At 37.2% G+C, this 25,997-nt stretch carries 26 protein-coding genes, 2 pseudogenes and 4 other annotated features; of the genes and pseudogenes, 9 read left to right on the forward strand and 19 right to left on the reverse strand.

From position 1 onward, the window contains the following. Window positions 1–87: 87 nt before the first annotated feature. The 4 genes from C564_RS0103565 to C564_RS0103580 form a co-directional block, all read right to left on the reverse strand. Window positions 88–1,005 (reverse strand): SDR family oxidoreductase, encoded by a 918-nt coding sequence (locus C564_RS0103565; RefSeq protein ID WP_018764441.1) that lies wholly within the window; start codon window positions 1,003–1,005, stop codon window positions 88–90. A gap of 179 nt (window positions 1,006–1,184) precedes the next feature. Continuing rightward, window positions 1,185–2,576 (reverse strand): asparagine--tRNA ligase, encoded by a 1,392-nt coding sequence (gene asnS, locus C564_RS0103570; RefSeq protein ID WP_006096202.1) that lies wholly within the window; start codon window positions 2,574–2,576, stop codon window positions 1,185–1,187. Window positions 2,577–2,628: 52 nt separating this feature from the next. After that, window positions 2,629–2,881, reverse strand: a binding site (T-box leader). Between the two features lie 56 nt (window positions 2,882–2,937). Next, window positions 2,938–3,972, reverse strand: a complete 1,035-nt coding sequence (locus C564_RS0103575; protein ID WP_018764442.1) for a DUF4179 domain-containing protein — start codon at window positions 3,970–3,972, stop codon at window positions 2,938–2,940. Beyond that, on the reverse strand, window positions 3,962–4,492 hold the full coding sequence (locus C564_RS0103580) for a sigma-70 family RNA polymerase sigma factor (protein WP_003200881.1): 531 nt from the start codon (window positions 4,490–4,492) through the stop codon (window positions 3,962–3,964). Before C564_RS0103580 ends, C564_RS0103575 begins: the two co-directional genes overlap by 11 nt. 309 nt (window positions 4,493–4,801) lie before the next feature. Between C564_RS0103580 and C564_RS0103585 the strand changes: the two genes are divergently transcribed. Continuing rightward, window positions 4,802–5,365, forward strand: a complete 564-nt coding sequence (locus tag C564_RS0103585; RefSeq protein ID WP_018764443.1) for a hypothetical protein — start codon at window positions 4,802–4,804, stop codon at window positions 5,363–5,365. 252 nt (window positions 5,366–5,617) lie between these two features. Then, window positions 5,618–6,337 (forward strand): hypothetical protein, encoded by a 720-nt coding sequence (locus C564_RS0103590; protein WP_003200878.1) that lies wholly within the window; start codon window positions 5,618–5,620, stop codon window positions 6,335–6,337. 86 nt (window positions 6,338–6,423) lie between these two features. On the opposite strand, the gene pheT is transcribed toward C564_RS0103590, so the two are convergent. The 3 genes from pheT to C564_RS0103605 form a co-directional block, all read right to left on the reverse strand. After that, window positions 6,424–8,844, reverse strand: a complete 2,421-nt coding sequence (gene pheT / locus C564_RS0103595; protein ID WP_018764444.1) for a phenylalanine--tRNA ligase subunit beta — start codon at window positions 8,842–8,844, stop codon at window positions 6,424–6,426. Between the two features lie 18 nt (window positions 8,845–8,862). Beyond that, window positions 8,863–9,897 (reverse strand): phenylalanine--tRNA ligase subunit alpha, encoded by a 1,035-nt coding sequence (gene pheS, locus C564_RS0103600; protein WP_003200942.1) that lies wholly within the window; start codon window positions 9,895–9,897, stop codon window positions 8,863–8,865. Between the two features lie 43 nt (window positions 9,898–9,940). Continuing rightward, window positions 9,941–10,169, reverse strand: a binding site (T-box leader). A gap of 63 nt (window positions 10,170–10,232) precedes the next feature. Then, a complete protein-coding gene (locus tag C564_RS0103605; protein ID WP_018764445.1) occupies window positions 10,233–10,997 on the reverse strand; it encodes a TrmH family RNA methyltransferase in 765 nt (254 codons plus the stop codon). A gap of 114 nt (window positions 10,998–11,111) precedes the next feature. Between C564_RS0103605 and sspI the strand changes: the two genes are divergently transcribed. Both sspI and C564_RS0103615 read left to right on the forward strand, forming a co-directional pair. Further along, the gene (gene sspI / locus C564_RS0103610) at window positions 11,112–11,321 is read left to right on the forward strand and encodes a small acid-soluble spore protein SspI (RefSeq protein WP_017153966.1); all 210 of its coding nucleotides are present in this window, start codon (window positions 11,112–11,114) and stop codon (window positions 11,319–11,321) included. A gap of 228 nt (window positions 11,322–11,549) precedes the next feature. Further along, complete coding sequence (locus tag C564_RS0103615) at window positions 11,550–12,134, forward strand: HD domain-containing protein (RefSeq protein WP_006096198.1); 585 nt, start codon at window positions 11,550–11,552, stop codon at window positions 12,132–12,134. Window positions 12,135–12,256: 122 nt separating this feature from the next. Here the strand turns inward: C564_RS0103615 and C564_RS38165 are convergent. Together C564_RS38165 and C564_RS36655 are read right to left on the reverse strand one after the other, a co-directional pair. After that, window positions 12,257–12,361, reverse strand: a pseudogene (locus C564_RS38165) (sigma-70 family RNA polymerase sigma factor); the annotation flags it as partial. Between the two features lie 17 nt (window positions 12,362–12,378). Next, window positions 12,379–12,537 carry a hypothetical protein gene (locus tag C564_RS36655; protein WP_006096197.1) on the reverse strand — a complete coding sequence of 53 codons (159 nt, stop codon included), beginning with the start codon at window positions 12,535–12,537 and terminating at the stop codon, window positions 12,379–12,381. 107 nt (window positions 12,538–12,644) lie between these two features. Here C564_RS36655 and C564_RS0103625 point away from each other — a divergent pair, with 107 nt between their 5' ends. The 3 genes and pseudogenes from C564_RS0103625 to C564_RS0103630 all read left to right on the forward strand — a co-directional run bounded on the left by C564_RS0103625 (window position 12,645) and on the right by C564_RS0103630 (window position 14,194). Further along, on the forward strand, window positions 12,645–13,358 hold the full coding sequence (locus tag C564_RS0103625) for a CPBP family intramembrane glutamic endopeptidase (RefSeq protein ID WP_006096196.1): 714 nt from the start codon (window positions 12,645–12,647) through the stop codon (window positions 13,356–13,358). 168 nt (window positions 13,359–13,526) lie between these two features. Further along, window positions 13,527–13,777: pseudogene (locus C564_RS34335) on the forward strand (CPBP family intramembrane glutamic endopeptidase); the annotation flags it as partial. 51 nt (window positions 13,778–13,828) lie between these two features. Further along, a complete protein-coding gene (locus C564_RS0103630; RefSeq protein ID WP_018764446.1) occupies window positions 13,829–14,194 on the forward strand; it encodes a hypothetical protein in 366 nt (121 codons plus the stop codon). A 37-nt stretch (window positions 14,195–14,231) separates the two neighbouring features. On the opposite strand, the gene C564_RS0103635 is transcribed toward C564_RS0103630, so the two are convergent. Next, complete coding sequence (locus C564_RS0103635; protein WP_018764447.1) at window positions 14,232–16,016, reverse strand: DHA2 family efflux MFS transporter permease subunit; 1,785 nt, start codon at window positions 16,014–16,016, stop codon at window positions 14,232–14,234. Window positions 16,017–16,030: 14 nt separating this feature from the next. Next, the gene (locus tag C564_RS0103640; RefSeq protein WP_018764448.1) at window positions 16,031–16,684 is read right to left on the reverse strand and encodes an HlyD family secretion protein; all 654 of its coding nucleotides are present in this window, start codon (window positions 16,682–16,684) and stop codon (window positions 16,031–16,033) included. Window positions 16,685–16,979: 295 nt separating this feature from the next. Here C564_RS0103640 and C564_RS0103645 point away from each other — a divergent pair, with 295 nt between their 5' ends. Then, the gene (locus C564_RS0103645; protein WP_006096191.1) at window positions 16,980–17,597 is read left to right on the forward strand and encodes a TetR/AcrR family transcriptional regulator; all 618 of its coding nucleotides are present in this window, start codon (window positions 16,980–16,982) and stop codon (window positions 17,595–17,597) included. 82 nt (window positions 17,598–17,679) lie between these two features. Then, window positions 17,680–18,150, forward strand: a complete 471-nt coding sequence (locus tag C564_RS0103650; protein WP_018764449.1) for a DUF2691 family protein — start codon at window positions 17,680–17,682, stop codon at window positions 18,148–18,150. Between the two features lie 41 nt (window positions 18,151–18,191). Here C564_RS0103650 and C564_RS0103655 read toward each other — a convergent pair whose 3' ends face one another. The 8 genes from C564_RS0103655 to ytxC form a co-directional block, all read right to left on the reverse strand. Beyond that, a complete protein-coding gene (locus C564_RS0103655; RefSeq protein WP_018764450.1) occupies window positions 18,192–19,277 on the reverse strand; it encodes a M42 family metallopeptidase in 1,086 nt (361 codons plus the stop codon). A gap of 69 nt (window positions 19,278–19,346) precedes the next feature. Continuing rightward, window positions 19,347–19,838 carry a dUTP diphosphatase gene (locus C564_RS0103660; protein WP_018764451.1) on the reverse strand — a complete coding sequence of 164 codons (492 nt, stop codon included), beginning with the start codon at window positions 19,836–19,838 and terminating at the stop codon, window positions 19,347–19,349. A 300-nt stretch (window positions 19,839–20,138) separates the two neighbouring features. Then, on the reverse strand, window positions 20,139–21,155 hold the full coding sequence (gene adhP / locus C564_RS0103665) for an alcohol dehydrogenase AdhP (RefSeq protein WP_003201014.1): 1,017 nt from the start codon (window positions 21,153–21,155) through the stop codon (window positions 20,139–20,141). Between the two features lie 198 nt (window positions 21,156–21,353). Continuing rightward, window positions 21,354–21,710: a 50S ribosomal protein L20 gene (gene rplT, locus C564_RS0103670; RefSeq protein WP_003201011.1), complete on the reverse strand. Its 357-nt coding sequence runs from the start codon at window positions 21,708–21,710 to the stop codon at window positions 21,354–21,356. Between the two features lie 37 nt (window positions 21,711–21,747). Beyond that, the gene (gene rpmI, locus C564_RS0103675; RefSeq protein ID WP_001125945.1) at window positions 21,748–21,948 is read right to left on the reverse strand and encodes a 50S ribosomal protein L35; all 201 of its coding nucleotides are present in this window, start codon (window positions 21,946–21,948) and stop codon (window positions 21,748–21,750) included. 21 nt (window positions 21,949–21,969) lie between these two features. After that, window positions 21,970–22,473, reverse strand: a complete 504-nt coding sequence (gene infC / locus C564_RS0103680; RefSeq protein WP_000973214.1) for a translation initiation factor IF-3 — start codon at window positions 22,471–22,473, stop codon at window positions 21,970–21,972. 61 nt (window positions 22,474–22,534) lie between these two features. Further along, window positions 22,535–22,656 (reverse strand) — a sequence feature (ribosomal protein L20 leader region). A 206-nt stretch (window positions 22,657–22,862) separates the two neighbouring features. Continuing rightward, window positions 22,863–24,794, reverse strand: a complete 1,932-nt coding sequence (gene thrS / locus C564_RS0103685) for a threonine--tRNA ligase (RefSeq protein ID WP_003201009.1) — start codon at window positions 24,792–24,794, stop codon at window positions 22,863–22,865. Between the two features lie 47 nt (window positions 24,795–24,841). Further along, window positions 24,842–25,070, reverse strand: a binding site (T-box leader). Window positions 25,071–25,101: 31 nt separating this feature from the next. After that, window positions 25,102–25,983, reverse strand: coding sequence for a putative sporulation protein YtxC (gene ytxC, locus C564_RS0103690; RefSeq protein WP_018764452.1), 882 nt, complete (start codon window positions 25,981–25,983; stop codon window positions 25,102–25,104). Window positions 25,984–25,997: the final 14 nt, after the last annotated feature.

A 25,997-nucleotide genomic window follows, 5' to 3' on the forward strand; every position in this document is an offset into this window, starting at 1 on the left:
TGAGAAACTATGCAGCCTAACAATCAGAATATACACTGCTTACTCAAGCAATAGAAAATCGCTCTTCCACTTTCATTTCTATTAACGCTAAGTGTACTTTCCTGAGGAACGTGTCTGTTCTTCACTAATATCCCATAGACGCTTTGCGGCATCCATATCCAATGCAACCTCAGATGGTGTTTTCACTTGCCTATCGGCATAGTAACCGCCACTATGTTTGGTAACCTCGATTGCTTCTGCCAGCCACACTAAAGTTTCAGCGCCCTCTTCAGGAGTACGAGAGAAAGGTTTCATTGCTGCCATAGTTAAGCGAGCTACAAAACCATTATCCTGATTGAAATTAGTGGCCACCAGTCCCGGGTCGAAGCAGTAAGCTGCGACACCTGTCCCCTCTAGCCGCCGTGCCAACTCAGAAGTGAATAAAATGTTAGCCAGTTTTGTTTGCCCATAACGCATCGTAGGACCACCCATTAATTTCTTAACACCACGATAAAGTTGTTCTGCACCTAAATCACTGAAATCAATTCCCTTTTTAGCCATTTTATGACCATGAGATGCGGTAGTAATGACGCGAGCAGGGGCACTTTCCTTTAAACGATCAAGCAGCAAATTAGTAAGTAGAAATGGACCTAAATGGTTAACCGCCCAGGTCATCTCCAAACCGTCCTCCGTAAGTTGCCGTGTTTGAAATAAAGCACCCGCATTATTAACTAATATATCTATTCTAGGGCACTTTTCTAAAATATCAGTAGCTACTTGGCGTATAGACCGCTGGGAAGCTATATCAGCTAGAAATACGTCTACCACTGTATTCCCATCCTCTAAACCCTTAATTTGAGTCACAATATCATTTGCTTTTGCTTCATTACGTGCAATGATTCCTAGCTTGGCACCACGCTCCGCAAGTACCTTAGCTGCCGCTAGACCAATACCACTTGTCGCACCAGTGATTACTACATACTTGTCACGCACCGTCCACTCTAAACGACTGGTAATTCCCCCCATCACCACAAAACCCCTCTCACGATTTTCATAATTGTTTCATTCGTTTTACTATATATGAAATGAAAAGGGAACTATGAACAATATTTTTTATCCTATCTCAAAATACTTTATAGATTTGAGCTCTGGTTACATCCTCTTCTAAATAAAAAAGCGAGAGCAATTGCTCTCGCTTTTTTATCTTAAAACTCCGAAGAACCTGGAGTTCTTGGGAATGGAATTACGTCACGGATGTTCGCCATACCAGTGATGTACATTAGGAAACGTTCGAAACCTAGACCGAATCCAGCGTGTTTTGTACCGCCATATTTCCTAAGTTCTAAGTACCACCAATAGTCTTCTTCATTCATGCCTAATTCTTTAATTCTATCTACTAAAACGTCCATTCTTTCTTCACGTTGGCTACCGCCGATTAATTCGCCGATGCCAGGAACTAGAAGGTCAGTAGCAGCTACTGTTTTACCGTCATCATTCATACGCATGTAGAATGCTTTAATGTCTTTCGGATAGTCAGTTACGAATACAGGGCGTTTGAAGATTTCTTCTGACAAGTATCTTTCGTGCTCTGTTTGTAAATCAATACCCCATTCTACTGGATATTTGAAGTCTGCACCTGACTCTTGAAGCACTTTAATTGCTTCTGTATATGTGATACGGCCGAAGTCAGAGTTAATTACGTTGTTCATGCGCTCTAGAACTGTTTTATCGACAAAGCTGTTGAAGAATTCCATTTCTTCTGGTGCATGCTCTAATACATATTTCATTGCATATTTCAGCATATCTTCTGTAAGATCCATTACATCTTCAAGTTCAGCGAATGCAATCTCAGGCTCCACCATCCAGAACTCAGCTGCGTGACGAGTTGTGTTTGAGTTTTCTGCGCGGAATGTAGGTCCGAATGTGTATACATCACGGAACGCTAATGCATAAGCTTCCGCATTAAGCTGTCCACTTACTGTTAAGTTTGTTTCTTTGCCGAAGAAGTCTTTTGATTCATCAACTTTTCCATCTTCACCTTTTGGCAAGTTGTTCATATCTTGCGTTGTTACGCGGAACATTTCGCCCGCACCTTCTGTATCACTACCAGTAATAATTGGTGTGTGAACATGTACGAATCCACGCTCTTGGAAGAATTGGTGGATTGCAAATGCTGCGATAGAACGTACGCGGAATGTTGCAGAGAACGCGTTTGTTCTTGGGCGTAAATGAGCGATTGTACGTAAGTATTCAAACGTATGACGTTTCTTTTGAAGTGGGTAATCAGAATCTGATAAGCCCTCGATATCGATTTTTTCTGCTTTAATTTCAAATGGTTGTTTTGCCCCTGGTGTTGCAACTAGCTTACCTTCTACTTTAACTGAAGAGCTAAGTGGAAGTTTTGCAATTTCTTTGAAGTTATCTAATTCTGTATCGAAAACGATTTGAACGCTTTTGAAGAAGCTACCATCGTTTAATTCGATGAAACCAAATGCTTTTGAATCACGTAAGTTACGAATCCAACCTGATACTTGTACTGTTTGATCTGCGTATTTATCTGTATCTCTATACAGACTTTTTACTAATGTGTTTTCCATAGTGAAATTCTCCTTTGCTGATATATTTGAATACAAAAAAACCTTTCATCCATAAAGGGACGAAAGGTTAAACTTCGCGGTACCACCCAATTTGTCATAAAGACCAACTTTAACTCGTATGTATGTACATACTTCCCGGTTTGTAACAGGCCGGCTTCCCGTCTAAGTCTACTCTTGAATATAAGCTTCAATTTCGGTTAGCAACTCCAAGGTGTTCTTCATATATACCGCCTCATCAGGCTCTCACCGTCCCTGACTCGCTATGGATTATAGTATATACTACTTTTCCTTATCATCGTCTTTCATTTTGTTAAACTAAAATTAATGTACTACATTCGAGGGAAAGATGCAAGTTGTCCTTTTATTTCCTAACTAGCTCTATTTCTCCAAACTTCTTCACTTGGAGCTTCAATGTATTCGCTTTGTCATAAGAAGTAATCGGGAAATTAACATAGACAGTCGTTTTACCATTCGCAACATCCTGACTATATCCTTTTGATTTATATTCTTTTCCTGTTTCGTCTACCATCTTCATATCCATAAAAGTATTTTCATCTTCTACTACTTCATCCACTGAAAATGTTAGATTCAGAGATGTTGGATTTGCCTTTGCGGATACAATTTGGATATTAGATCTTGTTTCTGCTAATCTATACTCAACCGTTGACGTTGCTTCTTCTTTCGTTTTGTCGCTAATCGGTAAATTCCATATGCCATCAATTTCTTTCCGTTCATCATTCTCATAAAAAACCTTAATGCTCTCTATTTCTAACACAGCATCTTCCAATTTAGGAATAGAACCTTGGTTCGATTCAAATACTACATCATATTGCACTTTCCCGGTCTTTCCATCTATTGATGGATTTTTATCTTCCGCTTTAGACATATACACTTTTTTGCCTTTCAATGGCTTTGTATCTGGAATAGACTCCATAATATATTTGCCATCTCCATTTTTTAATCGATAATCAAAAGACACTTCACTCACTTGTTTCTTTAGTATACTTGTATCCTCAAATACCAATTGAAAACTAAATCCTAGTTTATTTGCGTCAGCAAAATAACGGTCAAGTGCCACCGTAATCCCTTTGTCAGTAGCTATACTATTGCTTTTTTGTGGAAACTCTTCATCCACTGCTCGCTCAATTCCTTTATCATTAAAATGAAATAATTTGTTTATATTAGCTTGCACATGCTTATTTGTAAAAACACTACCAGCTATCACAAAACAACAAGCCGCCACCGCCAATTTTCTCCACATCACATTTCTTTTCTTTTTCTTTGCTTTCATACGTATCACATCATAGGAATGATCTAAAGACTTTCTAACAATACTAGGCATTTCTTTTTCCTCATGTAGCAACTGCTGAAATTCTTTTTCAAAGTTATTTTTCATTTACACTCACTCCTTCACCACTGTAATAATGATTACGTAATATCGATTTAGCTCTGGAAAGTCTTGATTTAATCGTTCCTTCTGGTTCTTTTAAAAACACGCTCATTTCTTTTATACTAAGTCCAACAATATAATATAAAACAATCGCCATTTTATAATCCTTATTTAAGCTATTTAACGCGTCTTCTAGTTCTATCTTCAAAAATTCATTTTTGTTTTGTTTTTGCTCAATGAGCTGATCTACTAACGTAATTTTTTGTCTTTTGTTTAATATACCGTTGCATGTATTGATTAATATTTTACAAATCCATGTGTTAAAGTACTCTTCATTTTTGAGTGTATGTATTTTCTCATAAGCCACTGTGATTGCTTCTTGCATCGCATCTGCTACATCCTCATCTTTCTGTAACAATCTACTTGCGACTTTGTATAATACATCTTCATACCGCTGTACAAGAGAAACAAAAGCTTCTCCATCCCCTTTTTTCGCCTTTTTCACCAAGGCTTCTAGCTTTCCCATTTAAGAACCCCCTTGCTAACTCATTTCAATATACGCTTGTTTTCCTGTTCTTTACATCCTATTAGATACAGAAAAACAATATTTGGTTGCATTGATTTTTTCTTTTTACAAAAAAAGAGGATCATCACTTTATTATGAGTGACAATCCTCTCAAATTATTTACGCAACTCCGTACTAAATTTCTCTTCTAACGCTGCTAATCCACCTATGACAATAGTTCGTTTTTTGTAATTCATTTTTAAAAACAAACATCTACAATTTAGAAAACATATTCTACACTATATATTAATGAAAAGTGAGGAAACGCAAATGAATCTGTACCATCAAAAAGGATTCCCTTCCACAAGTACACCTTTTTTTCCTTATATCGATCTACCAAAACTTCCTAATGTCCGAAAAACAATAAATGTATCAAAATCCCCCAAAATTCAACCTCCCATAAAATCATCAAAATCTCCTGAGCTAAAAACCATGTGCTGCAGACAAATTGTAGAACATAAAATTCAGTTAGTTCCCCCTGCCAAAAAAGGAACCACTAAAGTTAAGAAACAGATATTTACTACGATTGAAAAGGTGTGTTCAGAAGTAGTTGTCATCCTTGGGTTTATCCGGAAAACCATTACCTATACAGCAGTAATCCATAACAAAGAGATTCCAAACCATATCATCCAAGACGATGTTCCCTTTCAGTGTCTTATAGAATCAACGGATATTAAAGAAGACCATCAATTTCGCATCATCGAGCAAAAAATACTCAGCGAAGTTTTCGCCCATGAAACGAACTTTGGAAAATCAAATGATTCTCGATTGTATAAGCAAGCCCTTGCTTTCAATTTTATAGAAAAAGATATTATAAAAATTTCCATAAAATGATTACTGAGCAACTCAATATTCTTTCACCACAAATATGAAATTAGATTATTTTTGCTACTAGATTTACAGTTACAGGCCTTTTTAATATGAAATAACCTATTTATTTGATCAAAAACAGAAACCTTGTCCAAGATATCCCCCTATACAAGCTCCGGATATGCCTCATAATCTATAACAGAGAACATAGTATCTCATTTAAAGTTCCAAGATATACGGAGCGAATATAACTATAGAACTAAGGAGGAATACTCAATGGTTTGTCCCCTCATTAATCCAACAACTTGTTGCCAAGTTGTTGTTGAGCGCACCACACAGCTTGTCCCCCCAGCACTTGCAAATACCGTTACCTTCACACAAACGGTTGAAGCGGATATTGAAAGCGTAATCCCAGAAAAAGTTGTAATCTGTGGGGTAGTTCATAAAACTTTAACTTACACTGCTGTTTTAGAAAATGGCACTCTAGTACCGGGTTTTCAAGTTTTCGACGATATCCCTTTTCAATGTGTTATTGACCGAGAAGATGCCAATGAAGGAGACCTTTTCGAAGTCACGGGTGTAGCAATTCTTGGACAAGTTTCTGCCCAAGAACAAAATTTTGGATTTATAAACGACTTGCGAGTTGCTTTTAAATTCCAAGAAAAAGAGATCGTCAAAGTCTGCATTAGAAGACTAGGAGTAACTGGTACTGAAGTAGCTATTGGACTAGGATTTACAAGTGCAGATTGTAACGTTCCCGTTGTTGCACCAGGTCGTTTGTTAGTGAATGGCATTGGATTTGCAGGAATACCAGTTTCTTTCACAATACAAGGTGCAGCAACTGTCTCTCCAACTACAGTTTTTACAGAAGCAGATGGATTCTTCCACACTACCGTCACTGCTTTTGGACCTGGAGATATAACCCTTATAGCTTCAGGTACAGTAAACGGGGTTCCTTTCTTCGGAGAAGTAACCACCCCTTCACCTTGCGTGTGATGAAATGAAGATTCCATCAGCGGAATTTGAACAAGTTGCGCAAGTGAAAAAAATAATAAAAAAGCAGCCAAATGGCTGCTTTTTTATTATTTACGTAACTCCGCACCAAATTTCTCTTCTACCACCGCTAATACACGGCTATGTGCTTCTGTCACTTCTTCATCTGTTAATGTACGCTCTGGATCGAAGTAGTTCATAGAGAATGCAAGTGATTTCTTGCCTTCTTCCATTTTTTCACCTTCGTATAAGTCGAATAGTGTTACTTCTTTTAGAAGTTCTCCACCTGCTTCTGCAATTACTTGCTTCATTTCGCCAGCTTTTACTTCCGTATTTACTACAACTGCCATATCACGTGTCATAGATGGGAAACGTGGAATTGCTGAGTAGTAAGTTTCTTCTGTATCAGCAGCAAATACTTTTACTAGAGACAATTCGAATACGAACGTATCTTTCACATCTAATTGTTTTTGTGCTTCTGGGTGTAACTGACCGATGAAACCTATCACTTCTTCGTCTAGTAAGATATCAGCTGTACGGCCTGGGTGCATACCTTCACGTTTTGTTGGTAGGTATGTGATATTGTTTGAAACGCCAAGTACGTCGAACAATCCTTCTAATACACCTTTTGCAACGAAGAAATCAACAACTTTCTTCTCACCTTGCCATGCATGATGAAGTGCAAGACCTGTCATAACACCAGCAAGATGTTGTTCTTCTTTCGGAAGCTCGCCTTCTGCTGTTGGTAGGAAGATAGAACCTACTTCATATAATGCAACACTGTCGTTTTTACGAGCGTTGTTATATGAAACTGCTTCTAACAATTGTGGTACTAAGCTTAAACGAAGTTGGCTGCGCTCCTCACTCATTGGAAGTGCAAGATTAACAGGAGCTTTTTCGTTCGGCTCAACCATATATTGTTTTGCTTTATCAGCGCTTGTTAATGAATACGTAATCGCTTCATATAAGCCAGCACCTTCTAAGTAACGACGTACTTTACGACGTTTTGCTTGCGCTACTGTTAATTTACCACGTGTCATTGTACCAGTTGGTAGTGTAACTGGAATATGATCGTAGCCGTACAGACGACCTACTTCTTCTACTAAGTCTTCTGCAATTGTAATATCAGGACGACGTACTGGTACGTTTACATGGAATGTTCCTTCTACTTCTGTAAATGGGAATTTCAAGTTTGTAAAGATTGTACCCATTTCACTTGCAGAGATGTCTGTACCTAATACACGGTTTACTTTTTCAGCTGTAACAGATACTGTACGCTCTTGTACTTGTAAGTTATCAACTTCTACTACACCTTCAAGTGCTTTACCACCAGCATATTTCGCCATTAAAGCTGCTGCATGTTGAATTGCTTCAAATGTACGTGTTGGATCAATTCCTTTTTCAAAACGTGCACTTGATTCACTGCGAAGACCTAAATCTTTTGATGTGCGGCGCACTGTTTGCCCTGCAAAGTATGCAGACTCGATCAGAACGTTTACTGTATCGTTGTCAACTTCAGATTCAGCCCCACCCATTACACCAGCAACAGCCAATGCTTTTGTACCGTTTGTAATAACAAGGTGATGCTCTTGTAGTGTACGCTCTTGATCGTCTAATGTTTGAATCTTTTCGCCTTCTTTTGCAAGACGAACAATGATTTCTTTTGAACCTAATTTATCATAGTCAAATGCATGTAATGGTTGACCATATTCAATTAAAATGTAGTTTGTAATATCAACTACGTTGCTAATTGGACGAATACCCGCTGCCATAAGGCGCGTTTGCATCCACATTGGTGATGGACCTACCTTTACGTTTTTCACCATTTTTGCGATATATAATGGATTTTGCTCTGTTGCTTCTACACTCACAGAAATATAGTCAGAAGTCTTTTCTTCTACCTCTTGTAAGTCAGCGGCTGGTAGTTTCACTTCGCGGCCATAAATAGCAGCTACTTCATATGCAACACCTAACATGTTTAAGCAATCAGCACGATTTGGTGTTAAACCAAGCTCGAGTACTTCATCATGTAAGTTTAAGATTTCAAGTGCATCTGCACCAACTTCAGCGTCACTTGGGAAGATGAAGATACCATCTGCATAATCTTTCGCAACTAATTTACCATCAATACCAAGCTCTTGTAGGGCACAAACCATACCGTGAGAAGCTTCGCCGCGTAGTTTTGCTTTTTTAATTTTGAAGTTACCAGGAAGAACCGCGCCAACTTTCGCAACTGGTACTTTTAAACCTTTTGCAATGTTAGGAGCACCGCAAATGATTTGTACTGGTTCTTCTTCACCGATGTCGATTAGACATTTGCTTAATTTATCAGCTTCTGGGTGTTTTTCACATTCTAATACGTGACCAACCACAACACCTTTTACACCTTTATTTAATACTTCAACGCCTTCTACTTCGATACCACTTTTCGTGATTTTATCTGCTAGTTCTTGTGCCGTTACATCTTTAATATCTACATATTCTTGTAACCAACGATATGATACGAACATATTTATCCTCTCCTTCCCTTACGCTCGTTTGAATTGTTGTAAGAAACGTACATCATTTGTATAGAAATGGCGAATGTCATCAACGCCGTATTTTAACATTGCGATACGCTCTGCACCCATACCGAATGCGAAACCTTGATATTCTTTTGAATCATAGCCAGCCATTTCAAGTACGTTTGGATGAACCATACCTGCACCTAAAATTTCAATCCATCCTGTTCCTTTACAAGTGCCGCAACCTTTTCCGTGACACATCATACAAGAAATATCCATTTCAACAGATGGTTCTGTGAATGGGAAGAAACTTGGACGAAGACGAATTTCACGGTCTTCACCGAACATCTTTTTCACGAATACTTGCAATGTACCTTTTAAATCACTCATACGAATATTCTTGTCAATTACAAGACCTTCAATTTGCATGAACTGATGTGAATGCGTCGCATCGTCATCATCACGACGATACACTTTACCAGGACAAATAATTTTAATTGGACCTTTTTCTTTATTATTTTCCATTGTTCTTGCTTGCACAGAAGATGTATGTGTGCGTAGCAATGTTTCTTCTGTAATGTAAAATGTATCTTGCATATCACGCGCTGGATGATCTTTTGGTAAGTTTAATGCTTCGAAATTGTAGTAGTCTTTCTCTACTTCTGTTCCTTCAGCTACTTCATACCCCATACCGATAAATACATCTTCAATTTGTTCAACAACCGCTGTTAACGGATGATGACAACCTGTTTCTACAGGACGGCCTGGTAATGTAACATCAATTGTTTCAGATGCTAATTTCGCTTCAATTACTGCTTTTTCGATATTGTTAATTTTGTCTTCTAAACGCGTTTGAATTGCTTCACGTACTTCATTTACTAATGCTCCCATACGTGGACGCTCTTCTGGAGATAATTTCCCCATGCCGCGTAATACTTCTGTAATCGGACCTTTTTTTCCTAAATACGCTACGCGTACATCGTTTAAGCCCTTTAGCTCTTTCGCTTCTTCAATCAGCTCTAACGCTTTTTGCTTTAGCTCTTTTAAACGTGCTTCCATTTGGAACCCTCCTAATTTTAAAAATAAAAAAACCTCGCTCCCAAAAAGGGACGAGGTAAATTCGCGGTACCACCCTAAATTGACAGAACAAGTCTGCCCACTCAATTAGTTATAACGGCTTGTTAGACCGGAACGCCTTTACATATCAATGGTCCTGGCGTCAACTCCAGAGGTGAATTCACTTCCGTCTACCATAAGAATGCTTTCAGTCTACGGCACTCTCTCCCTATATGGCGATTTTGCAAGCTACTCTTCTCTATCAACGTCTTTTCATTATTTCACTTTTATTATATGTTCATCATGAACATGTACTTCAATTTATTATAAGAAGTTTTTTATCGATTCGCAACTGGGCTTTGTAAATAATACGTTAAAATTCCAGCAGCAACCGCAACATTTAATGATTCTGCCCCGCCATAAATCGGAATATACAAGTTTTGATTACATTTTGTAAGAATTTCTAGGCGTACACCATTTCCTTCGTTTCCTACAATTAATGCAAAACTTCCTGTCGGCGTTACTTCACCATATGGAATTCCGTTTTCAAGAGATGTTCCGTATACAGGAACGTTCTTTTCTTTTAACTTATCTACCCATTCTTCTAAGTTTCCTTTCACAATCGGTAAATGGAAGATTGAACCTTGTGTAGAGCGGAGCACTTTACTATTATAAGCATCCACGCATCCTTCTCCAAGCACAACGGCATGAATACCAGCTGCATCTGCTGTACGAATAATTGTTCCTAAATTACCTGGGTCTTGTAGGCCATCTAATAATAGAAATTTCCCATCTGTAAGAGCGATTTCTTTCTCATGCTTCTCACAAACAGCAAATACACCTTGCGTCGTTTCTGTTTCACGAAGTACCTTTACAATTGCTTCCGGCACAATATACATTTCAACATCAGTAACCGTCCAATCTTTCGGAAGATCTGTCTGATCTGAGACGATAAGTTCTGTTATAACTCCTGCTTTTAAGGCTTCCTCTACTAAATGAAATCCTTCTACAAAGAATAAACCTTTTTTATCGCGCTCTTTTTTCGTCTGCAGCTTTTTCCACTGCTTTACGCGCGGATTTTGTACTGAATCAATGTTTTTCATTCTATGCATTCCCTCTCTTCTTGTCTTCTCATTATAGCCTATTTTTTATACATATTTACATAAAAAAGAACAAAAACTAACGTCAGTTTCAATTCAGAAGAAGAGGTGAAAGTGATGAACTTTAATTTACGCGGCGCTGTATTAGCAAACGTTGCAGGAAATACACAAGGCGAATTACAAGAAACAATTGTAGAAGCAATTCAAAGTGGTGAAGAAAAAATGCTTCCAGGTCTTGGTGTTTTATTTGAAGTGATTTGGCAAAATGCCGACGAAAATGGAAAGCATGAGATGTTAGAGACACTTGAGCAAGGGTTAAAAAAATAAGGAATAGGAAGTCACCTTAGCTTGAGCTAGGGTGATTTTTATTTTCATGATGAATCCCCCCTCTCAATTCTTCTATTCTTAGAAACTGTTCCTTTCTCAAATTCCTCTTCTCCTAAACATTTCTACTTTACTAACACAGGCATGATGGAGTAAAATATCCAAAATATATTTATGTCTATCTTTTTGTTTCCATCATACACATCAACGAATAAAAGGAGTGAATGTTTTATGCGCCGTATCACGCTTGAACAAATTTTCCAACATCACATCGCACAAAAATATATAAACCGTTCCGGAATGGTCCACGCGATCGCCGTCGCTTACCATGCGTTTCACTTAGCAAAAAAGCATCACGCCTCAGTCGATGCTGCAACAAAGGCTGGTTTTCTTCATGATATAGGACATCATACATGGTACACAGGCGGAGAATGGGACTATGAATTGTATAAAAAGAATGATATACATGCGATTAAAGGAGCGGAACGAGCTCATAAATTACTAATTCGATTAGGAGAACATCCAAAACAAGCAAAGGAAATTTCTGTTGCGATTCTCTTGCACACAGATTCCTTTTTACTAGCACAAACGCTTGAAAGAACACCGTTACAAAATATTATTAAGTGGGCGGACGAAGCCGATGAAGAACCAGGTGGAGCACATCACTATCGAACAATCTCTTATGGAAAAGCATTGAAAGCAATTCAGCGATTAGATCGAATGGTAGAGCGTGAATTACAAAAACAACAACCAGCGTCCCTTGCTCGTATTTCTGTAAATAAAAGAAAAGAACAGAGCGAATTTGTTAAACAGTAATATATTTTTAATATACCGGATTGGCAATCCATACAACATCCATCACACATATAAGTGAATGGAATTAGGATAATCATAAATTGAATTATAAAAAGAGGCACCGCTACATAGCGATACCTCTTTTATGATTTTACAACAACTTCAAACACTTCCTTATTTAACACTTTTCGGTAATCTATTTTCTTCTCTCCCTCTTCACCTGATGTGACTGTGGGTGTAAAAACAATTTATATCAGACTATATTCTATTTTTCAATGTTCCCCCGAATAACTAACTGTATATCATCCATACATTCTTCATGTGCGTCGTCTAAAGAAATTAAATGCTTTTGAATAAATACCTTTGATGAGTCCACCCTATCAATAACGAAATATCGTACTTTTCCATTTTGTTTCTTAATCATTCATTTCCAACTTTAAATATCTGATTATTATGTAATATTAGACAATGACATACTGAAACTAAATGTGTATAATTTTTATATATAAATATAAAGAGGAGATTCGATATATGCAATCGACTACACAACTTACATACGGTCCAAAACAATCTATGTCCTGGTTACAATTTTTTGGTTCTTCCTTATTTGCCTTTTTTGGAACAGGACTACTAAGCGGCTTATTTATATTACTCCCGCTTACGATTTATAGTGAAGGCATTACAAATAAAAAGACAATTGCTCTATATGAGTCACTTGGAAATACTGCGAGCACTTTATTACAACTGCTCGTTTTATTGTTATTCATCTATAAGTATGAACCGGTGAAAAAGCTATTATCATCTGCTTTCAATTTCAGGGCACTCAAAAAGGTAAGTACTTACGTATACCTAACTCTTTTCTTCGCCTTAAATATCGTCTTGAATTCACTAATCTCAACACATCTATTTCCCGATGCAACAGCGCAACAAGCATCCGCTTTAAACTTGGATGTTCTAAAGCAATATCGAATTTTATTAATTATTGGATCTGCAATTTTCATTCCTATTTTTGAAGAAATTATTTTCCGAGGTATCATCCTTCGTTTCTTCTCAGAACGTTTTCCATTTTGGATTGCTGCAATTGGGACGAGCTTAATTTTCGGAGTCGCTCATACATACTCACTTGGTGTAATGCTTATTACTTTCCTTATGGGGCTATTGATGGCGATTTTATGCAAACGAACAAATTCCATCCTTCCAGCCATGCTATTTCATATTATGAATAATACGCTTGCGTTTTTATAAAGTGAAACTTTAATCAGTGGGGGTTTTCCTCATCCCCCACCTATCTCCCTTGTTTCTCTCTGAATCTTGAGGCGGGGAGTCTTACTGCCCACAAATAACGTGATAAATTGAAACTTTAATCTATTAAATGAAAAAGGAGTATAACTTTGCAAATACGTACACAGTTAGATCATTGGACCTATTTATGAGGAACTTGTATGCAGGGGATTGCTTTTACGTTTCTTTGAAGAGGAGTTTACATTTTGGCCAGCTGCGCTTTTATCCAGTCTATTATTTGGCATCGCTCATACATATTCAGTTGTTGTGATGGTGAGTGCATTTATTACTGGACTATTTGTCGCATTGTTATATAAACAAAATCTATCATTCCAGCTATGTTACTTCATATCATTATCAATACTTCTTCTTTCTTTTATTAAATAAACCTTTTATTGTAAAATATAACTTACAAATTAGGAGGAATTTATAATATGCAAATGTTAAGCTTTCTGTGGGTTTTCTTTATGCCCGTACTTGTATCATGTGGAATAGTTGGTGGAATTTATTTAGTTATAACAGGAGTCAGGTATCGAAAGCTACTTGTTATTACAATGGGGATTATTTGTTTCTCATTCGTCGCTATGCCTTTTATTTTCTGGGGAATGAGGATTGATAGCGATAAGATCTTACCAATTCCAACTGTCCTGTACTGGATTCTTTTCGCTTTAGCTGGCTTATTGGCAGGTATAAGCGGGATACGTAATCAAATTAAGAGCATTCGCAATATGGGGATTATCATTTGTTCGGCAGGAGTACTGGGAGCTATCTTCTATCAATTGATGTCTCTGCCGATGTAGTTTTTTAAAATATAAGAACACAGAAAAAGCAGAGAAATTAATTCCCTGCTTTTCGGTTCGGCTTATTACCTGATGGCAAGAATAATGATAATACCCAGGCAATACCCGCTAATATTGTTGCAATTAAGAAAGCATCATTAATACCATTAATCGCAGACAGCTTCGAAATTTGTCCGAATAATAGTTGTGAGCTCATCGCATCTCCAGCTTGTGCTGATCCGGCAACCGCTGCTAAACTTTGTCCCATTCCGTGTACTTTATCCACTAAAATTGGGTTTGTTTTTGTTAGCATATTTCCGTAATCCGCTACGTGAGCTGTTGTTTGCTGCGTCATAATTGTAATTAAGATTGCTGTACCAATTGAACCTGCTACTTGTCTAGATGTATTTTGTGTTGCTGTACCGTGAGAAATTAATTTCATCGGCAGTGCGTTCATACCTGCTGTCATAATTGGCATCATAATGAATGACATACCAAATGAACGTATAATATAATCCGTCATAATGACGCTATATGGTGTATCCATCGTTAGCTGCGTAAACTCATACGTTGCATATGTCGTAATCGCTAATCCAACTACTGCTAATGGACGAATGCCATACTTATCAAATAGTTTCCCTGCGATCGGTCCCATAATCCCCATAATTAATGATCCTGGAAGAAGCAGGAGACCTGATTCAATTGGCGTAAAGCCACGAATGTTTTGCAGGTATACAGGAAGTAATAACATACCTCCGAATAATGCCATTGTTACAATCGCGTTAATTAATAATGTAAAAGTAAACGTTGGATATTTAAACACTTGTAAATCCAGCATTTTGTTATCCGTCGTCATCTCTCTCCAAATGAACACCGCTAAACCAATTACACCAATAACAAGTGAAATAACAACTTCGGCACTGCTCCAGCTGTTGTTTCCAGCTTCACTAAATCCATACAGTAAGCTACCAAGTCCAATACTTGAACTAATAACACCAAACATATCTAACTTTGTTTTAGAAACTGGCTGAGCTAGTGTAAAGAATTTTAAAGATAATAATATGATGATTAAACCAATGGCAAACATCGCATAGAACATTAAGTTCCAGCTATAATTTTCAATCACCCATCCTGTTACAGTTGGTCCGATAGCCGGCGCTAAAATCATCGCTACCCCAAGTAATCCCATTGCAGCTCCGCGCTTATGCGGCGGGAACAAAGTCATGAAAATATTCATACCAACTGGCATTAAAATACCAGCGCCTACCGCTTGAATTACACGCCCTGTCATCATCATTGTGAAGTTTCCAGATAACGCACAAATAATAGAGCCGACTGTAAAGAATAACATAGCTGCTACAAACAATTTTCGATACGTAAACCGAGAAACTAAGAAGGCGCTAATTGGTACTAAAATCCCGTTCACGAGCATAAATCCTGTAATTAACCATTGCGCTGTTGAAGTTGATACATTGAACTCATTCATTAATGGAGGCAATGCAACATTAATGATTGTTTGGTTTAAAATGGAAACGAACATACCGAGAATTAATACTGCTACAACTGCTTTTACATTGACATTCTCTACCGGCAATTGCTTTTTCGGTACTTCTTTTGTCATTTTCTGTATTTCTTGTTCTACTACTTCTTTTTTTGTCGTTTCTAATTCTACTACATTGGAAGGTTCTGGTTCTGATTGTTCTGATTGCGTTGTTTCTATCTTACTTACGGCTGGGACTTGTTCTTCTCCCGCGTTCGTTTTTTTCTTTCTTAAAAGACGATTTACAAGGAAGAAGACGATGATACAAAATAATGCATATCCTACAATTAAACCTGAGGACATTTTATCTTCCCCCCTTACTTATGAATACGAACTGTCACATTCATTCCAGGAACAATATTTACTGATTTGCTATGATCTAAAGAAACTTTAACTGGTACAACTTGTGTTACTTTCGTATAATTTGCTGTTGCATTGCTTGATGGTAACATAGAGAACGTATTTGCTGTTGTTAATCCAACTTGTTCTACTTTTCCTGTTAACGTTGTATCAGGATATGCATCTACATATACGTCTACTTCTTGACCTTTTTGTACACTATCAATGTCTGTTTCTTCAATGTTTGCTGTTACCCATAAATCGTTCATATCGTATGCATATGCAATTGGACTACCTGCTCCGACAAACGCATTTGTTGTTGCATTGGATTGAACAACTGTTGCATTTTTAGGAATTGTTACGTCGATTGTTTGCTCACCATTTTGTCCTGATACAGTAACAGCACCTAATTTATCGTTTTCATTGTAGCTCTTACCTACTTCGGCTTTCCATTCTGCTAATTTCCCTGCTACTGGTGATGCGATTGGGATCACTTTCCCATCGATTTTCGCATTATCTGTTTTTAAATAGTTTTCAGCTTGATTATAGTAGTAATAACCGCCAATACCGCCGCCAACTAATACAATTAATGTGATAATATTAATAATCACCATTCTTCGAAACTGATTCATTGCTTTCCTCTCCTTATATCGCATATAATTTTTTTCTAAACTATTTCTACCCCTTTTGTTTATACTGTTTAATGGTTAATTATATTAACCATTAAACAAAAAAATCACACCCTTTGCTATGCAACACAATCTTTACCTGCATGCTCGCGGTGCTGTTTTCTAAAGGAATATCGTTTATAATTATAAATAATTATTTTGAATCTACAACCGACAATGCGAGCATATGTGTTGGTTATCCAACACTTTGCTATCTATTTGTTGTTTAAGTGATTAAAATTCAGCAAGGAGAAATAAAATGTCTATTAAAAATACAAACGATCCGCGTGTGAAACGAACGAGACAATTAATACAGGATGCTTTTGTCGCTTTAGTAGGCGAAAAAGGATTTGAAAATGTCACAGTGCAACATATCGCTGAACGTGCTCCTGTCAATCGCGCTACCTTTTATAGCCATTATCATGATAAATACGATTTATTGGATAAGAGTATAGAGGAGATGTTAGCATCTTTATCAGAAGTGATTAAGCCAAAAAAGCAAACAAAAGAAGATTTTCAGCTTACATTCGATTCACCTAATCCAATTTTTCTAGCCTTATTTGAACACATCGCTGAGAATGCAACCTTTTATAACGTAATGCTCGGAGACAAAGCAGCTGGAAACTATTCTTATAAAATGATGAAAACCATTCAAACACATTTAACATTAAGTCTTTCTATTTCACAGCCAGATGATGACGAACTTATGGTTCCTCGTGATATTCTCATTAGCTATGTAACAGGTGCGCATATCGGTATGATTATGTCGTGGTTAAAAAGAGGGATGATTTATACGCCGCACTTTATGGCGATGCAGCTTACAAGGTTGATTATTTTAGGAGCGCATACTGCTGCTGGACTAGAGAGACCTTTTTAACAAGATATATTTATAACGCATTAAAGATCTTTCATATAGTATTTAGTAATATTTACAAAATCATCAGAGGGAGTATTATTTTATGAAGAGAGGAATAAGTTTTCAAATACCAAATAAATTCGGTTCTTTTCTTGGAGATGTATTAAAACCAATAGACATTTCCACTTTCAGTTGGAGGGTTATCCCCGTAGAGTCTTATTTAGTGGTTAATAATGAGTTAGATATAGATAAAGACCTTTTTGAAACAGATACTAAAATAATGGAAGGTGCTGATCTTAAAAAGCTATTAGAAAACAATGTCTATTGTATTATTTTCGCTGATTTACAAGCATATCCGAAAGGCAAAGTTTCAGAAATTGAAACTTATGAAGAATTCGTTAAAAGTAAGTGTGAACTCGTTCTTTTCGTAGTAGACAGCTGTTATACCGTTATTTACTGCAAAGATAAAGAAAAACTCGAATTACTTTATAAGAACGCAGAAGTCTTCGGATTTGAAAATATACAATTTATTACTGATGAAAATGATACAAGAACAAGAATAACTGCATGGTAAAAACATAAAAAAAGCGAAGGAACCCCCTTCGCTTTTTCTTATTAATTAAATGTGATATTATGTACAGCCTCTTTATCAAGACGTTTGATAACTTCTACAATTAACTTCACTGCATTCTCATAATCATCACGATGTAACATTGCTGCATGAGAGTGAATATAACGAGTTGCAATCGTAATCGCCATAGATGGAATACCATTGACAGAAATATGAATTGCACCTGCGTCAGTCCCGCCTCCAGCTACAGAATCATATTGATAAGGGATATCTAATTCATCCGCCACATCAACTACGAAATTGCGAAGCCCAGTATGTCCAATGACTGATGCATCATATAAAATGATTTGTGGTCCATCGCACATTTTACTTTGCGCTTCTTTTTCTGTTACTCCTGGTGTGTCGCCGGCAATACCAACATCTACAGCAAATGCGATATCTGGTTTAATATAATGTGCAGATGTTTTCGCACCGCGAAGACCTACTTCTTCCTGAACAGTTCCAACGCCGTATACAACGTTTGGATGCTTTTCATCTTTTAATTGTTTTAACACGTCAATTGCAATAGCACAGCCAATGCGATTATCCCATGCTTTTGCAAGTAGCATCTTTTCATTTTTCATCACTTGGAATTCAAAGTATGGTACAACTTGATCCCCTGGTCGTACGCCCCATTCCATTGCTTCTTCTTTGCTAGAAGCACCGATATCAATGAACATGTCCTTAATTTCAACCGGTTTTTTACGAGCTTCTGCTGGTAAAATGTGTGGTGGTTTTGAACCAATTACACCTGTTACATCACCTTTACGTGTTACAATTGTTACGCGCTGCGCAAGCATAACTTGTGACCACCAGCCACCAACTGTTTGAAAACGAAGGAAACCTTTGTCATCAATTTGCGTAATCATAAAGCCAACTTCATCTAAGTGGCCAGCTACCATAATTTTCGGACCGTTTTCTTCCCCAACTTTTTTCGCAACTAAACTTCCTAAATTATCTGTAGAAAGTTCATCTGCAAATGGTTCGATATATTTTTTCATAACTTCACGTGGTTCTCGCTCATTACCTGCAATCCCGCGTGCATCTGTTAATTCTTTTAGCATTGTCAATGTCGAATCTAATTTTGTCATTGCCAACACCCTCCTTTTTCTTCATTCACTTCATTATACAAAAGTAAATTGAAATATTCAAAAAACAAATCAATACCCTTGTGTTTGACGCTGATGATTGACTTCGTTTTTATCTAAATATGCTTTTTCAATTTCTTCTTGACCAAACGCAAGAGCTTGTCCTAAACGAAGGTAGCTTGTAAATAGTTCAATATAATTTGTAATAGACGGTTGGTCCGTAAAACGAATTATTTTCGCATACGTGTCTAAGAAAATTTCAACTTGTGTTTTGTTCGTTTGAGCACATTTATAAAATAGGAAGTTTTTATCAATTCCCAGGTCAATTCCAATCGATAAAATAAAGTGCAGGCCATCTACATATTCTTCAAGTATAACTTCACGTTCAGCTGCTGGTTTTTTGCTCCAATATTTAAAACAACGTGTTTCATTTGCAAGTTCTCCAATTTCAACAAGGAGTGCTAGCATTTTTTCTTTTAATAATTTCTTCGGTTGTAAATCATGCTCTTTCACAATACGATCATCTAACTCTTTTTGTAATTTAAATAGCTGTAGTAAATCCATTCTATTCCTCCTCCAACATCGCATAAAAACAATGTTGTTTCATCTCATATTTATTGTAAGCTTTAAAAATCCTACCCTTTATTATCTAATTAGCTTCCTAGCCCCTTATAAAATAGCTTGTCCCTAAATCATCAATACGTTTCAGACATCATCTACATATGATGAAACTTCCATATCATCTTTCCATTATAGCAGTGTCGTTTCTACTAGGAAAGATGCCTTTAAACGACAATAAAAAAGCCAGAGGAAACCTCCGACTTTTTTACTGCATATTCTTCTATATTGTTATAGCTTTTATACTTATTTTGTCATATCAAGTACAACACGTCCATTAATCTTTCCTTCTTCCATTTCACTAAAAATCTCATTAATTTCATCAAGATGACGTGTTTCTATAATTGCTTTTACTTTTCCTTCTGCGGCAAATTGCAATGTTTCTTGTAAGTCTTTTCTTGTCCCTACGATAGAGCCAATAATTTTCACGCCATTTAAGACGGTATCAAAGATTGGTACTTCCATCATTTCTGGTGGTAACCCTACTGCTACACACGCGCCTCCTCGTCTAACAGAACGGTACGCTTGATCAAATGCCGGCTTTGATACAGCTGTGCAAATAGATGCATGCACACCTTTTACTTTCTCGAATATCCACGCTGCCGCATCTTCTTTAAGTGGATTCACAGCTAAATCTGCACCAAGTTCTTTGGCGAGCTCTAATTTATCATCTACGGTATCAACAGCAACAACATGTAACCCCATTGCTTTTGCATATTGAACGGCTAAATGCCCAAGGCCACCGATACCAAAAATCGCAACCCAATCGCCAGGTTTTGCTTCTGATACTTTTAATGCTTTATATGTTGTAACACCGGCACAAAATAGCGGTGCTGCATCAACGAACTCTAAGTTATCCGGTACTTTCACAACATAATCAGCTGCTGCAACGCAATACTCTGCATAACCACCATCAACTGAGTAACCTGCATTATGTTGATCTAAGCAAAGCGTTTCACGGCCAGATAAACAATATTCACAATGACCACACGCTGAATATAGCCATGGTACTCCAACCCGGTCACCAACTTTTACGTGAGTAACACCTTCCCCTACTTCTTCAATAACTCCAACACCTTCATGTCCTGGAATTAATGGGAGTTTCGGTTTTACCGGCCAATCACCGTGCGCCGCATGTAAATCTGTATGGCAAACACCGCATGCTTCAATATGTACAAGAACTTCACCAAGTTCAGCTTTTGGTTTTGGAACTTCTTTCACTTCTAACTTCTCTTTGAACTCATTTACAACTGCTGCTTTCATGTAAACGCCTCCTAGTTATAGATACAAAAAGTTCTTACAAGTTCATCTTAATATAATAGAAGAAACGAGAGGCAGTTGAATTATGACAATAATTTGCGAAATATATCACAAATTATTGAACGATTATATTAATTATAAAAGTAGCTCCAAACAATAAAAAAAACCTCAGAAGAAAATTCTTCTAAGGTTTTTGAACAATTAGTTTAAGTTGTTTTTTGCAACTGTTGCTAATTCAGCGAAAGCTTTTTCGTCATGAACAGCTAAGTCAGCAAGCATCTTGCGGTTAACTTCGATACCAGCAACTTTTAAACCGTGCATTAAACGGCTGTAAGAAAGACCGTTAATACGAGCAGCTGCGTTGATACGAGTGATCCATAATTTACGGAAGTCACGTTTCTTTTGACGACGGTCACGGAATGCATATAATAAAGATTTCATAACCTGTTGGTTAGCAACCTTAAATAATGTATTTTTAGAACCGTAGTAACCTTTTGCTAATTTTATAACTTTTTTACGACGTTGACGAGTAACTGTACCACCTTTTACTCTTGGCATAATATTACCTCCTATTTGTTCTATATATCAGCCGAACTTATTTTAAGTTGTCAAGCATTTGACGAATGCGTTTGAAGTCACCAGCGCTTACTACACCAGCTTTACGTAGTTTACGTTTAGCTTTCGTAGATTTGTTAGCGAATAAATGGCTTGTGTAAGCGTGTGAACGCTTAAGTTTACCAGATCCAGTCTTTTTGAAACGCTTTGCAGCGCCGCGATGAGTTTTTTGTTTAGGCATAGGTATTTCCTCCTCTATCTATTACTTATCGTTTTTCGGTGCTAAAACTAAGAACATACTACGTCCTTCCATTTTAGGCTTAGATTCGATTGTACTAACTTCAGCACAAGCTTCTGAGAAGCGATCTAAAACACGTTGACCGATTTCTTTATGAGTAATGGCACGTCCTTTAAAGCGAATTGACGCTTTAACCTTGTCGCCTTTCTCTAAAAACTTGATAGCATTACGAAGTTTTGTGTTAAAGTCGTGTTCATCAATTGTTGGACTTAAACGAACTTCTTTCATGCTAATTACTTTTTGATTTTTGCGCTGTTCTTTTTCTTTCTTTTGTTGCTCAAAGCGGAATTTACCGTAGTCCATAATGCGGCATACTGGCGGTTTCGCATTTGGAGCAACCAATACTAAATCAAGATTAAGATTTGCAGCTAAGTCTAAAGCGTCATTACGAGACTTGATGCCAAGTTGATCACCATTCGCACCAACTAAACGTACTTCACGTGCACGAATTTGCTCGTTAATCATCATATCCTTGCTAATAGTAAGCCACCTCCAAGGTTTTCTTAGAATACGTTTGTAGTCATAGAACCCAAACAAAAAAGTGTGGGCATACGGACACCCACACTTGTACAATCTTAAGTAAGAAAGACATTTACCTGCTAACTGCGTATGCGTCAATCAGGTGAGAAGCGGGTGCTTCTACTTGTTCTACAAAACAATATTCTATTATCCTTGATGAGTTTACCATAGGATATAACGTCTGTCAAGAAGACGCGTTTTACTAACAACAAGAAACATTGTAACAAACAACACGAATACATGCAATACTTTTTTATGATAAGTCTTGTTTGGTTATTATTTCTAATTTTTGTTCCCCTTACCCATAAAACAAAGGCGCGGCATGCCGCGCCTTTTCCTTAGCGTTTTCCTTCAACTTTAATCATATCAACAAACGCATCTAATGCGATTGTTTCTGATTTTTGTTCACCGTATTTACGTACGTTTACACCGTTTTCAGCAACTTCATTGTCACCTACTACAAGCATATACGGAATTTTTTGCATTTGTGCTTCACGGATTTTATAACCGATTTTCTCTTCACGAGTATCCACTTCCACACGGATACCAGCACGTTGCAAGTCTTCCTGTACTTTCTTCGCGTAGTCTAAATGTACTTGCGGAGAAACTGGGATTACTTGTACTTGAACTGGCGCTAACCATGTTGGGAATGCACCTTTGTACTCTTCGATTAAGAAAGCAACGAAACGTTCCATAGTTGATACAACACCGCGGTGAATAACAACTGGACGATGAGGTTTACCATCTTCCCCAACGTAAGTTAATTCAAAGCGCTCCGGAAGTAAGAAGTCTAATTGTACAGTTGAAAGTGTTTCGTCTTTTCCAAGTGCAGTACGAACTTGAACGTCAAGTTTTGGACCGTAGAATGCAGCTTCACCTTCAGCTTCATAGTACTCAAGACCCATTTCATCCATAGCTTCTTTTAACATAGATTGTGCTTTTTCCCACATTTCATCGTCAGCATAATACTTTTTAGTATCTTCTGGATCACGATAAGATAAGCGGAATGAATAATTTTCTAAACCGAAGTCTTTATATACTTCTAAAGTTAAGTTTACAACGCGTTTTAATTCTTCTTTAATTTGATCTGGACGAACGAAAATGTGCGCATCATTTAAAGTCATTCCACGTACACGTTGTAACCCAGATAGTGCACCCGACATTTCATAGCGGTGCATTGTTCCAAGCTCTGCAATACGAATTGGTAATTCACGATAGCTGTGGATATCGTTTTTATACACCATCATATGGTGAGGGCAGTTCATTGGACGAAGTACTAATTCCTCATTATCCATTTCCATTGATGGGAACATGCCATCTCGGTAGTGATTCCAGTGACCAGAAGTTTCATAAAGCTCTCTGCTTCCTAATACTGGAGTATATACGTGGTCATATCCTAAGCTCGCTTCTTTATCAACAATGTAACGCTCAATAATACGACGGATTGTTGCACCTTTTGGTAACCAAAGCGGTAAACCTTGTCCTACTTTTTGGCTATTTGTAAATAACTTCAACTCTTTACCTAATTTACGGTGGTCACGCTCTTTCGCTTCTTCAAGCATACGTAAATGCTCATCTAATTCTGCTTTCTTCACGAATGCAGTACCGTAAATACGCTGTAGCATTTTATTATTGCTATCGCCACGCCAGTAAGCACCTGCAACACTTAACAATTTAAACATTTTAATTTTCCCTGTAGATGGAAGGTGAACCCCACGGCAAAGGTCGTAGAATTCGCCTTGTTCATAAATTGAAATAACCGCATCTTCTGGAAGATCGTTAATCAATTCTAATTTTAGTTCATCGCCAATTTCTTCATAACGGCGAAGTGCTTCCGCACGTGGCACTTCATGACGAACGATTTCTAAATTCTCGTTCACAATCTTTTGCATCTCTTTTTCGATTTTTGGGAAGTCCTCAACTGTAATTGCTTCTTCCATATCGATATCGTAGTAGAAACCATTTTCGATTACTGGACCAATACCAAGTTTTACATCTTTATATAAACGTTTTAACGCTTGTGCTAAAAGATGGGCTGTTGAGTGGCGTAAAATGTATAAGCCATCTTCAGAATCTAATGTAATGATTGAAACTGCACCATCTTCTTCAATTGGTGTACGAAGATCGATCATCTCATCATTTAATTTTCCAGCCACAGCTTTTTTCTTTAAGCCTGGGCTAATAGAAGCTGCGATTTCTTCAGTTGTTGTTCCTTTTGGAAACTCCTTCACAGCTCCATCAGGGAAAGTAATTTTAACTACATCTGCCATCACTGGTCACTCCTTTTTTTCTCAAAATAAAAAACACTCATCCCGTAAAAAGGGACGAGTGTTGAATTCGTGGTTCCACCCTTGTTCCAATTAACTAAACTGTCAATTGCTCAAGTTCAACATAACGGTGTTGGCCGTTAGCAATTACTAGAAAAAGTGTTCACTGCTAAAGTTTAGAGGTGGTAAGTAATAAACCCGTACTAGGAAGCTCACACCCTAAGGCTTCCCTCTCTGAAAATCGTAGTAAATCACTCATGTCCTCATCGTAACATTTCAATATATTTCATTTATGTAGGTAATTATATGCTCAAAAACTTAGAAAATCAAGGGTGTTCCCTTTATTTTTTAAATTTTTTACGTTGTGTTTAAATTCATGCAGTGCACATAACTGAACTCGTTCTTGAAATACATTTTGAAGGGTAACAATCATATTGTGATCTTGCTCTTTCGTGTACAAATAAATCATTCTCGGCGCAATAGAAAGAAGCGGTGCAATTACCTTCGTGTCAATATATACGCCCTGCTTATTTAGTAAATCCTCTTCTATATATTGAACTAATTTTTCTTGTTTTAAACGTATTCCTTTTTCATCATAAAAAATAAAACTTTCATCAAATACAAGATGTAGACACGGTAAACGTGATTTTCGGCTGCTCACTTGTTGCCTTAGCATTTCTACAAACATTTGATATTCTTGCTCCATTTTATATTCATCGATCGCCACTTCCGCAAGTCGGTGTACCATCTCCCTATATGCGCGGAGGCGAAAACGAATATAAGATGAAAAAGAAAAAGAAAGTGGGTCACAGAGCCATCCTTTTAAAGAAGACATAATACGGACTTCAATCTTATTACGTGTTAGATCACGGGCAATCCCTTTTCGCTTTCCATTTAAGATAGCATGTGCCATATGTAAAATTTGATGGCACTCTTCTTGTTCTTCATAAAAAAATTTCTCTTTTAAAATAGTACGAAGCCATTCGTTTTGTTTTATATTAACAATAAAATAAAGAAGTACTGGTATTAAAACTTTCTCAATATAATTCGATTCGCATATTGGTATATGAATCGTTACCTTTTGTTCATATAAATAAACACTTGTTTCTTTATATAGCTTTTCCGTTCTCCTTATCAGTTGTTGATATACGTGCGCAGCATCATTTTTTTCTTCGAAGCAGATTTCAATCACTCTTGTCCCCCCTT

Origin of the sequence: Bacillus sp. 105MF, from assembly GCF_000374885.1 — a bacterium.
In the GTDB taxonomy this organism is placed as follows: Bacteria; Bacillota; Bacilli; order Bacillales; family Bacillaceae_G; genus Bacillus_A; species Bacillus_A pseudomycoides.

What these genes read in the sequence shown, in the direction of transcription:
- C564_RS0103575 (WP_018764442.1), bottom strand. Translation starts at nt 3,972, where the DNA reads ATGAAAAATAACTTTGAAAAAGAATTTCAGCAGTTGCTACATGAGGAA.
- C564_RS0103605 (WP_018764445.1), bottom strand. Translation starts at nt 10,997, where the DNA reads ATGAAAAACATTGATTCAGTACAAAATCCGCGCGTAAAGCAGTGGAAA.
- adhP (WP_003201014.1), bottom strand. Translation starts at nt 21,155, where the DNA reads ATGAAAGCAGCAGTTGTAAATGAGTTCAAAGAGAAGTTAGAAGTGAAA.
- C564_RS0103640 (WP_018764448.1), bottom strand. Translation starts at nt 16,684, where the DNA reads ATGAATCAGTTTCGAAGAATGGTGATTATTAATATTATCACATTAATT.
- C564_RS0103615 (WP_006096198.1), top strand. Translation starts at nt 11,550, where the DNA reads ATGCGCCGTATCACGCTTGAACAAATTTTCCAACATCACATCGCACAA.
- C564_RS0103660 (WP_018764451.1), bottom strand. Translation starts at nt 19,838, where the DNA reads ATGGATTTACTACAGCTATTTAAATTACAAAAAGAGTTAGATGATCGT.
- pheT (WP_018764444.1), bottom strand. Translation starts at nt 8,844, where the DNA reads ATGTTCGTATCATATCGTTGGTTACAAGAATATGTAGATATTAAAGAT.
- C564_RS0103585 (WP_018764443.1), top strand. Translation starts at nt 4,802, where the DNA reads ATGAATCTGTACCATCAAAAAGGATTCCCTTCCACAAGTACACCTTTT.
- C564_RS0103635 (WP_018764447.1), bottom strand. Translation starts at nt 16,016, where the DNA reads ATGTCCTCAGGTTTAATTGTAGGATATGCATTATTTTGTATCATCGTC.
- asnS (WP_006096202.1), bottom strand. Translation starts at nt 2,576, where the DNA reads ATGGAAAACACATTAGTAAAAAGTCTGTATAGAGATACAGATAAATAC.
- infC (WP_000973214.1), bottom strand. Translation starts at nt 22,473, where the DNA reads ATGATGATTAACGAGCAAATTCGTGCACGTGAAGTACGTTTAGTTGGT.
- C564_RS0103630 (WP_018764446.1), top strand. Translation starts at nt 13,829, where the DNA reads ATGCAAATGTTAAGCTTTCTGTGGGTTTTCTTTATGCCCGTACTTGTA.
- C564_RS0103645 (WP_006096191.1), top strand. Translation starts at nt 16,980, where the DNA reads ATGTCTATTAAAAATACAAACGATCCGCGTGTGAAACGAACGAGACAA.
- thrS (WP_003201009.1), bottom strand. Translation starts at nt 24,794, where the DNA reads ATGGCAGATGTAGTTAAAATTACTTTCCCTGATGGAGCTGTGAAGGAG.
- pheS (WP_003200942.1), bottom strand. Translation starts at nt 9,897, where the DNA reads ATGGAAGCACGTTTAAAAGAGCTAAAGCAAAAAGCGTTAGAGCTGATT.
- sspI (WP_017153966.1), top strand. Translation starts at nt 11,112, where the DNA reads ATGAACTTTAATTTACGCGGCGCTGTATTAGCAAACGTTGCAGGAAAT.
- C564_RS0103625 (WP_006096196.1), top strand. Translation starts at nt 12,645, where the DNA reads ATGCAATCGACTACACAACTTACATACGGTCCAAAACAATCTATGTCC.
- C564_RS0103565 (WP_018764441.1), bottom strand. Translation starts at nt 1,005, where the DNA reads ATGGGGGGAATTACCAGTCGTTTAGAGTGGACGGTGCGTGACAAGTAT.
- C564_RS36655 (WP_006096197.1), bottom strand. Translation starts at nt 12,537, where the DNA reads ATGATTAAGAAACAAAATGGAAAAGTACGATATTTCGTTATTGATAGG.
- C564_RS0103655 (WP_018764450.1), bottom strand. Translation starts at nt 19,277, where the DNA reads ATGACAAAATTAGATTCGACATTGACAATGCTAAAAGAATTAACAGAT.
- rpmI (WP_001125945.1), bottom strand. Translation starts at nt 21,948, where the DNA reads ATGCCTAAACAAAAAACTCATCGCGGCGCTGCAAAGCGTTTCAAAAAG.
- C564_RS0103580 (WP_003200881.1), bottom strand. Translation starts at nt 4,492, where the DNA reads ATGGGAAAGCTAGAAGCCTTGGTGAAAAAGGCGAAAAAAGGGGATGGA.
- C564_RS0103590 (WP_003200878.1), top strand. Translation starts at nt 5,618, where the DNA reads ATGGTTTGTCCCCTCATTAATCCAACAACTTGTTGCCAAGTTGTTGTT.
- rplT (WP_003201011.1), bottom strand. Translation starts at nt 21,710, where the DNA reads ATGCCAAGAGTAAAAGGTGGTACAGTTACTCGTCAACGTCGTAAAAAA.
- C564_RS0103650 (WP_018764449.1), top strand. Translation starts at nt 17,680, where the DNA reads ATGAAGAGAGGAATAAGTTTTCAAATACCAAATAAATTCGGTTCTTTT.